The 8862-nt window shown below is 52.6% G+C and carries 4 protein-coding genes and 1 tRNA gene; 4 read left to right on the top strand and 1 reads right to left on the bottom strand.

Features of this window, described 5'->3' with window-relative positions; genetic code table 11:
• The first annotated feature begins 400 nt into the window (after positions 1-400).
• The 4 genes from DACE_RS13740 (at position 401) to DACE_RS13725 (ending at position 4872) form a co-directional block, all read left to right on the top strand.
• Positions 401-2341: a SurA N-terminal domain-containing protein gene (locus DACE_RS13740; RefSeq protein WP_040367507.1), complete on the top strand. Its 1941-nt coding sequence runs from the start codon at positions 401-403 to the stop codon at positions 2339-2341.
• Positions 2338-3276 carry a phosphoribosylaminoimidazolesuccinocarboxamide synthase gene (locus DACE_RS13735; protein ID WP_006002167.1) on the top strand — a complete coding sequence of 313 codons (939 nt, stop codon included), beginning with the start codon at positions 2338-2340 and terminating at the stop codon, positions 3274-3276. The genes DACE_RS13740 and DACE_RS13735 overlap by 4 nt, the downstream gene beginning before the upstream one ends.
• 89 nt (positions 3277-3365) lie before the next feature.
• Entirely contained in the window at positions 3366-4664 is a 1299-nt protein-coding gene (locus tag DACE_RS13730) for an NCS2 family permease (RefSeq protein ID WP_006002165.1), read from the top strand.
• 132 nt (positions 4665-4796) lie between these two features.
• Positions 4797-4872 (top strand) — tRNA-Ala (locus tag DACE_RS13725).
• A gap of 82 nt (positions 4873-4954) precedes the next feature.
• Here DACE_RS13725 and DACE_RS13720 read toward each other — a convergent pair.
• The gene (locus DACE_RS13720) at positions 4955-8737 is read right to left on the bottom strand and encodes a tetratricopeptide repeat protein (RefSeq protein WP_006002163.1); all 3783 of its coding nucleotides are present in this window, start codon (positions 8735-8737) and stop codon (positions 4955-4957) included.
• Positions 8738-8862: the final 125 nt, after the last annotated feature.

Genomic DNA, 8862 nt, shown 5'->3' with positions numbered 1-8862 from the left:
TATCTCTNNGGGTACTCGTACGGGGCATGCACGGCTTAACATGGCTGCACGCTTCCTTATTGTTGGACGCAGGGAATTCAGGTGGTTCTGTGTGAAAGATTTCAAACTAGCAGAAACCCTGTCTCTTCTCAAGGAATAACCGGGGTTTTGCCGGTCAGGTTTGAAAGCGGTTACTGTTTGGCAACCAACAGGGTGCTTTGCATCCAGGCGTCAACGGGCAAACCTGGGCAAGGGGGCGTGGGTTTTTCCGGCAGATACGACGGGGTGAACCCCTCGCTGCAACCACCTTGTTTGCCACGTGTATTGCGGTAAAAACTGTTGCAATCCCTTGGGATGTTGACGTAAGATGCGACGCTGTTTTTACCGTAATTTTCCGCGTTCGACAAGGAGAAATCTTTCTATGCTGGATTTGATTCGTAAAAAGCAGAAAACCACTGTCGTCAAGGTTGTTTTCTGGGTCATTATCGCAACGTTTATCGGCACAATTTTCCTCGTTTGGGGTAAGGGCCGCGATCAACAGCGAGACATTACCGTAGCGGCACAGGTTAATGGAACCGATATCAGTTTTGAACAGTTCCGTACCACCTACAGTAATATGTATAACCTGTACCACAACCTTTACGGACAGAACTTCACTCCCGAGCTTGAAAAGCAGCTGCAACTGACCCGTCAATCGATCAACCTGTTGATCGACCAGGCTCTGCTGCTTGAAGAGGCCGAACGCATGCATGTGTCGATCAGCGATGACGAGCTGGTGAAAGCCATTGCCGAAGTGCCAGCTTTTCAGGTTGATGGCGTTTTTAACAAAGAGCAATATATTTCAGTTCTCAGCTATCAGCGGATGACGCCGGAACTGTTCGAGCAGATGCAGAAACAGCAGATGCTGGTCAACCTGACCCAGGCGCAGATTCGCAGTGAAGCCGTTGTTACCGACGAGGATGTTGCCGACGAATATCGTCGCCTCAATGAAAACGTTAATCTCAGTTATGTGGCGTTCAAGACTGGTGCCTTTACTGATGCTGTCGATGTAACCGATGACGCACTCACCGCGTATTATGAAGCCAATCAGGAAGCCTTTCGCGTGGCGCAACAGGTGAACTTGAGCCTGGTGACATTGAGCCCGGCAGATTATTTGGATCAGGTGGTCCTCGAAGAGGGCGATATTCAACGCTACTATGACCGCCACCTGGCCACCTATGCCATCCCCGAACAGATGGCAGCCGCTCATATCCTGATCCCTGTCGCACAAGATGCCGACGATGCGCAACGCGAAAAGCAGCGCGTCCTGGCTGAGCAGGTTCTTGAGAAAGCCCAGACCGGTGATTTTGCCAAACTGGCCAAACAATACTCCGCCGATACCGCAACCGCGCAAAAAGGTGGTGACCTGGGTCTGTTTCAACGTGGCGTGATGGACCCGGCATTTGAGGCCGCTGCCTTTGCTCTGCAAAAAGATGCGTTGAGTCCGATAGTGGAAACCCGTTTCGGTTACCATATTATCAAAGGGGGCGAGCACATTGAGGCCGGTTTTACGCCGCTGGCAGATGTGCGTGACGAGGTTGAAAAAGCCCTGCGTCTCGATGAGGCGCGCAAATTGGCCTACGAAAAGGCCATGGATGCGTACAACCTTAACCGTAAAGAAAGTAATTTCAGCGCTGCCGCTGAAAGTCTCGGTGCGACACCGGTGGAAACAGGTCTGTTCTCTCAGATGCAAGCTATTCCGACTGTCGGTGTCAGCTCGGAGTTGACAGAGAGAGCCTTTGGTGCCGCGGCTGGGGAAATGTTGGCTCCGGTCAACACCACACGTGGTGTGGTCCTCGCGACCGTGACTGAAAATATCGCCAGCCATATTCCCGAACTGAGTGCCGTCAAGGCTGAAGTGACTGAAGCCTACAAGCGTCAGCAGGCGGTTGTTCTGGCCGAAGAAGCCGCGCAAAAAGCTCTGGAGAAAATTCAACAAGGTGCTAAGCTCAAATCTATTGCCGACAACGGTCGCAAAGTTCAAGAGACCGGCCTGTTCAATCGCGCCTTGGGTGAGTTTGTACCGACCCTCGGCAATGTGCCGGGACTGGCAGAGGCTGCGTTCAATCTCACCATCAAAGAGCCGGTGGCTTCCCAGCTGTATAGTGCAGGTGAAAATTTCTATATTGTTCGCCTTAAACAACTGCAGCCGGCAGATCCCAACGGCTTGACCGAAGAGGAATCACAACGTTTGCAACAGACCGTTCTGTCACGGAAACAGGACGAGTTGCTGCGCAGCAAACTTGATGAACTTAAACAAACTGCTGAGGTGATCATTGCCCCGGCAATCCTGCGCTCAATGGAAGAAGGGAACGAATCATGACTCCGATCGTAATGCAGAGCAGCTGCCCCGATCTCAAGCTGGTTAATCAGGGAAAAGTGCGCGATATCTATGATGTCGGCGAGTATTTGTTGATTGTTACCAGTGACCGGATTTCCGCCTTTGATGTCATCATGAACGAAGGAATTCCGCAAAAAGGCTACGTACTGACTGAGATTTCCAAATTCTGGTTTGAGAAGATGACCGATATCATCCCCAACCATATTGTCAGTACTAATGTGGATGACTTTCCGCCTGAAACACACAAGTACCGTGAGCAACTCGAAGGACGAAGTATGCTGGTAAAAAAAGCCCAGCCGCTGCCCGTTGAGTGTATCGTGCGCGGTTATATTTCCGGCTCCGGCTGGAAGGACTACCAGAAAACCGGCGCGATCTGCGGCATTCCGCTGCCGGAAGGGCTCAAAGAGAGCGATAAGCTCCCCGAAGTTATTTTTACTCCTTCGACTAAGGCTGAGCTCGGCGAGCACGATGAGAACATTCCATTCTCCAAGGTCGAAGAGTTGTGTGGCGCCGAATTGGCTGCCAAAGTGCGCGATGTCACCATCGCCATTTACGAACGGGCTCGCGACATTGCCAACGAAAAAGGGATCATTATTGCCGACACCAAGTTTGAGTTCGGCATGCTTGACGGCGAGCTGATCTGGATCGATGAAGCCCTGACTCCCGACTCATCACGGTTCTGGCCCAAAGATCAGTATCAGCCCGGTGGTCAGCAACCCAGCTTTGACAAGCAGTTCCTGCGTGATTACCTCGAAACACTCGACTGGGGTAAAACAGCGCCGGCTCCTGATCTGCCCCAAGAGATCGTGGAAAAAACCGGCCAGAAATACATGGAGGCACTCACGCGCCTGACTCAGTCGGCAACACTGAACACGGCACCGTCAGGGTGTTGTGGCGGCGGTTGCGGCTGCTCCTGATTACGCGATTTCATATACGAACCAGACAAGGGTGCCTCGGCACCCTTGCTTTGTTTTGACTCGGATGTGTTTCTTTTACGGAGAATGGCATGATTGAACGACTGGATCGCCTTTTTCAACTTAGAGAACGCGGCAGTGATGTGCGTACCGAGCTGATCGCCGGTGTCACCACCTTTCTCACCGCCTCCTACATCATTTTTGTCCATCCGGCCATGCTTGCTGAAACCGGTATGGATCGCGGCGCTTTGACCACCGTGACCTGTCTGGTGGCTGCCTTGGCCACGTTGCTCGTTGCCATCATGGGTAATGCTCCGCTGATGATGGCGCCGGGAATGGGGCTTAACGCCTTTTTTACCTACGGATTGGTGATGGGGCAGGGGGTGAGCTGGCAAACGGCTCTGGGGGTTGTTTTCCTCTCTGGTGTGGTGTTTCTGTTGCTCAGTCTGCTTGGAGTCAGGCAGCATATTGTCAAGGCAATTCCCCTGCCGCTGCAGATTGCCGCTGGAGTCGGTATTGGGCTGTTTATCGCCTTTATTGGTCTGCAGAATCTCGGCCTGGTGGTCAGGAACCAGGCTACCATGGTTCAACTCGGCTCGTTTTCCACGGGCACGTTTATTGGTCTGCTCGGGCTTTTGCTCATCGTTGTATTGGAGATTCGCCAAGTGCGTGGAGCCATGCTCATCGGAATTGTCGTAACGACAGTCGTCGGCATGGCGTTGGGGCATGTACCGTTGCCGGATGGAATCGTGTCTCTACCACCGTCACCGGCACCGCTGGCCTTTCAGTTGGATATCGCTTCAGCGGTATCCATCTCCCTGTGGTCCAGTGTTTTCTCGTTCATGTTCGTCGATCTTTTTGACAGCCTCGGGACGCTGGTCTCCGTGTGTCGTGATGCACGCCTGCTGGAACGACAGGGCACCGTGCCGTTGATCTCTCGCCTCCTTAATACCGATGCTCTAGCCACCATTGGTGGTGCTTTGCTCGGTACCAGTACGACAACCACGTTCATTGAATCGGGCAGTGGAGTCAGTGCTGGTGGTCGCACCGGACTTACCGCCGTGGCCACGGCCGCCATGTTTCTGCTGGCGCTGTTTTTCACGCCGCTCATCGCTATTGTCCCGCCTTATGCCACGGCCCCGGCCCTTATCGTCGTTGGCCTGCTGATGATGCGTCATGTGTCGCAGATTCCATTCAACGATATTCAGCAGAGTGCACCGGCGTTTCTTACTATCATTATGATTCCGCTCGGTTACAGCATCTCTACCGGTCTGGCGTTTGGTTTTATCAGCTATGTGCTTATTCAGTTGATTCTTGGGCAGATTCGTCAGTGCAGCCTGACTCTGATTGTCATTGCGCTGCTGTCAGCCGTAAGTTTGATGCTCGGATGAGCTTTTCTGTATTTTTAACCCGTTGTCCAGTGGCGAAGGCTTGTGTCATAAAAAATTGAAAACTTTGTACGTTTGATGAAGAAATGCGTTGACAGGCTGTCTCTGCCTTTGATATAAACGCCTTCGTCTTATGGGGCTATAGCTCAGCTGGGAGAGCGCTTGAATGGCATTCAAGAGGTCAGCGGTTCGATCCCGCTTAGCTCCACCATAAAAAAATCAAAGGGTTCGCTGATTGTTCAGCGAACCCTTTTTTTTGTTTCTTCAGTAAGGCTCTTGAAGGCCATTCATTTTCAGATCTGTTTCGGTGGCGACTGGGTCTGTGCGTCGCTCTGACGCGGGGCAAAGAATTTGTTGGCATCAAACTGCTCTGTGGCACGTTGTTTTTCTGCACGGCTGAAGTGCGCAATCCTCACTGAATTGCGGTCCAGATACAGTGCCGCCCCCAATGCTGTCATTCGCTTTTCTGGGTTTGTTGTATATTTTGCTTCCATGGCGAAGGGCCAACCGGCAAAAGGGGTCTGCTGCTGTTGCAGCTCTGCATAGCGCAGACAGGCCTTGTGGAACAATGTCAATGCCGTATGGGAATCGTCCTGGAGCCCGGCGATAATGCCCTGCGCCAGCAAACTGTCAAATCCCGATCCGTGAACGGCAAGATATTCATTCAATCTCTGTTGGAATTCTTCACCTCGCCCGGCATCCTCATAGTAGAACGCCAGCCAGGGCAACAATTTGGAGGTTATGCCTTGGCCCTGCTGGAACTGGTGGGAGTAGGGGGAATCTGTAAAGCTGCGGGTTTTGTAGCCACGGTAGAGCGCGAGGAACTGTTTTCTGTTTTGTCCTCCCGAGCGCGGCAGCGTGTTGATGGCGGGAAATTGGGACCGGTCCATGAGCCGATACAGTACAAAACTGCTGCTTTCCGGTCTATTGACGCGGTCGGCAAACCAGCGGTCCTGATCCTGTTCTGAAGTGCCTTCCATGCGGAATCCGAACAGTGCGGCCTGCCAGATGCTTGAGAGATACTGGCGTGAGGACAGGTTGTTGAAAACACTCCACGCCGTTGTATGCTGTCCGGTCAGATGCTGGTAGTTGATATAGGCATGATAACCGGGAAGGCTCTGGTAACGCCGAATCAGACGGACGCAGTGTTGTGCCATGGTGGCATAGTCGTTGTTGATCATGGCTTCTTGTGCAGCAGAAACCATCTCTGCTCCGGAACCCGTACCCAGCGTTTGGCAATAGCGAAAGAAGGTGAGAGCTTTTCCCGGTTCACCGAGTTTGCGGAACATGCTGCCCATCCTGTTGGCAAAATTTGAAAACCCGACGGCGTTTACCAGGGGAGACGGGCGGTTGAAGTCCGGGATGGCCATCAGGGTCTGGTACGCTTCGTCGATGAGATCATGACGGATTAACAATTCAGCTTGTTTCTGGTAAGCCTCCCATTGTTCAGGGTAGAGCTTGATGCAGGTACGATAATACTGTTGTGCTTTGTCCACATTCCCCTGTCGTTCACTGATTTCGGCAAGTAGATACTGTCTTTGCGGAGCGCCGATAAAGCGTTGCTCCAGTTCAGCCAGGAGCTTCTGTCGTTTTATCGTTTTTCCTGCGCGGTAGCGCTGGTAAGAATCATACAGGCTTGCCGCAATGTCGGCCCGGCTGTTGGTGTACTCAAGAGAGTTTTCCAGAGATGCCAGCTTGTCTGAAGCCGTTGTCCAGTAGAAACGTTTGGGGAAGTCCTGGTCAAAAATTTTCAGACGAGAATAGGTGTTTTGTTCCTGGCTCCAGTATCCCGCAAGGTCTTTGAGGTGGGCCACTTCCGCATTCAGTCGCGCCGCTTCAGAACCGAGACTGCTTTGCGCTTTGCGTTCCAATGCCTCGCTCTTCAAATAGGTGAGGTCGGGATGTCCTTCGTAAACTCCCGCAGACTGTCGCAGTTGTTCCAGGCCTGCATCCATACGATGCTGCAGTACCACTGATTTATAAACGGCGTCGAAGAGATTGGCTTCACCGGTTGCTGCCAGCAGGTCCAAATAATCCCCTTTGCGTGGAGCCAGTGGGTGAGTATCGGGAAACAGGCTGGCTCCTGAATTGGATACCATCCGCCGGTAATGCTCATAAACGCTACGATCAATTTCTCCACCCTCAAACGGTGACTGGTGAAGCAGCAGTCTGTTGCCCATCAGTTCGCCGACGGTGAAGTCGGCAAGCGGGAAGGCCTCATCAAGCATTTGTTTGACGACCAGATTTGATTGGTTGCTCCACATCCAGTTGCGTTGCAGGCGGCGAACGATGAGTGTCTCCCACTCTACCTGGTTGCCGACGATTTCTGCGATGGTGGCATCGGGAAGGGGACGCTGGGTATACGTCCAGAGCAAATCTGCATAGTCAATATTGGCGAGCAACCATTTTAACGGTGTTGCAATACGGCTCCGGTTTTCCTGTAAGTTCGGAAGGTTGCCATTGAGAAACGCCAACAAAGCGTGTTCCTCTACGGTTTTTGCCTGTTCAAGGTACTTCAATGCAGCCGGTCGACGGTTCAGGCGAAAAAGCGCCCGGGCGATGAGCAGGTTGCGCTGTGGATGATTTACAGGAAGCTGCCAGGCTAAGACCAGTGAGCGTTCAAACAGTCCTTCTTGGGTGGGGTTCTCGCGTGGGTGCAACATGCCCAGAAGTTGCAGGGTAAAAGCCTGCTGTACCAAAGATGGCTTGTTCTGGGTAAACAACTCGCATGGTTGTTGTGGCAACAGCGGCTCGTTGTCCCGGATAGACGCCTGTGCTGTGGCAGTCGGAGTACAGCCAATGCTTTTCAGCAGTTCGTCCATATGGGAGACGAAGACTTCAAACGGCAAGCGGGTGTCGGAAAAAGGCAGATTGTTGCAACTGGCCAGAACCGTCTTGTCGGCGAGCGGGATGCCGTGGTGATCAACCTGTTGCCGCAACAGATTCAGGGACAGACGGCCATTGCCGTCATGACCCACAGCGGGAATAATAACGGTTGTTGCGCCAATTCGGCCTGCCAGTGCGGCAATGTCTTTCGGGCTATAGGTTCGGCTGCGTTCTCCCAGAGCTCGTGCCGTCAGGGTCGGATCCGGCAGCGACCATCCCAGTTGACGCAGTCGCTGGTGCAGAAAGCGGGTGATCAGGGAACGCCCGGCGCGATCAACGGCAAAGCCATCCACCTGGGCCGGGATCAACAGGGCATCGTAGCGTATTGAGCCCAGCAGGTCATGGTACAGCACCTTCTGCCGTTCCTGCCAGGGGCTCGACTCGCGGCCGGGATGTTTGTCTGCCAGCATGGCCTTATCATTGGGCACATAGCTTGTTTGGGAGCGGGCAGAGACCGTCGGTTCGTCACTCTTCGGGGCAGCGTCGGCAATATACAGTACCCTGGCGTCGGCGATTTGCTTTTGATCCGCCTCAGAGATGTTGGATACGCGCCAGGCCAGCCCTTTGTCGCTGTTGATTTTCCAATAGTGTTGTTTCCATTTCAAATGGCGAATCATCAGCAACCGGTCATCCATGTGCTCAGCTTTGAACTGGCTCCCATCCGTCAGGGGCAAGGTGTGAAACGCCAGAGATACGGCAATCTTTTTTCGGCTGGTGTCGCAGGAGAGAATCACCGGCTCAAGACTGATCACGTAATCGCCTTGATCGTTTTTACCGACATAGGTTAACCCGGAGGTGTTCTTCACGCCGTCGCCTGTTTTGCCGAAGTGACCGTTGCTGATCAGAGCAATGGTTTCATGGACCAGATCAAACTCAAGAAAAGGTTGCAGCCAGTCACGTTGTCTGAGGTGAATAATTTGTGCATTAACCTGCTTGCTTTGCCAGTCGATGGAATAACAAGTCGGCAGGCCGTCCAATCGTACCTCGACATGTGGTGATGTCAGCTGCTCCATTTGTTCTGGTGGCGGTGGAAACATCTGATACATGGCCAGTTCCTGCTCCGTGGGCAGATGAATGACCAGTTCGGCTTTGGTCAGCATGTCAAAAGATGCGGCAATGGCGAGACTGTTGCCGATCACCAGGGTAAACAGGACCAAGCGGAGTAGAGGCAGAAGGCTAAAGCGGATCAATGTATGTCTCCTTTAAAAAGTAAAAATAGACAACAAAACTAGCATAAGCTGAAAATAATTTTTAGTTATTAATTTATTGTGGCATATCCTTGGATCATGTCATGGAGAGCGCAACGAGACCTCCT

The organism is Desulfuromonas acetoxidans DSM 684 (genome assembly GCF_000167355.1).
In the GTDB taxonomy this organism is placed as follows: domain Bacteria; phylum Desulfobacterota; class Desulfuromonadia; order Desulfuromonadales; family Desulfuromonadaceae; genus Desulfuromonas; species Desulfuromonas acetoxidans.
The sequence above is the reverse complement of the archived record's forward strand: the minus strand, read 5'-3'. Positions and strand labels throughout refer to the sequence as shown.

Excerpts from the sequence above, each read along its gene's own strand:
- DACE_RS13730 (WP_006002165.1), top strand. The coding sequence starts at position 3,366 with ATGATTGAACGACTGGATCGCCTTTTTCAACTTAGAGAACGCGGCAGT.
- DACE_RS13735 (WP_006002167.1), top strand. The coding sequence starts at position 2,338 with ATGACTCCGATCGTAATGCAGAGCAGCTGCCCCGATCTCAAGCTGGTT.
- DACE_RS13740 (WP_040367507.1), top strand. The coding sequence starts at position 401 with ATGCTGGATTTGATTCGTAAAAAGCAGAAAACCACTGTCGTCAAGGTT.